At 45.8% G+C, this 212-nt stretch carries 1 pseudogene; it reads right to left on the bottom strand.

Annotated features, from left to right (window positions below):
- Window positions 1-212 (bottom strand): annotated as a pseudogene (locus C6N31_RS47605) (hypothetical protein); the annotation flags it as partial.

Here is a 212-nt window from a genome sequence, read left to right as displayed (position 1 = left end):
CCACTCTGTCAGACACAACTACCTTCTCTACCCTGTCTCCCAACACATCCTTGATCACGTTGCATAGTCCCTGGAACTTCTCTTTCAGAGCTTCCTTCTGTTTCTTTTCATCTTCGCTTTCATCAAGCTTCAAGCCCTCTTTTGTTGCTGAGACCAGCTTCTTTCCCTCAAATTCCTTCAGCTGACCAACAGCATACTCATCAATGGCATCA

The sequence above is a fragment of the Streptomyces fildesensis genome, assembly GCF_016107395.1.
GTDB lineage: Bacteria > Actinomycetota > Actinomycetes > Streptomycetales > Streptomycetaceae > Actinacidiphila > Actinacidiphila fildesensis.
This window is presented reverse-complemented; position numbering and strand designations above follow the sequence as displayed.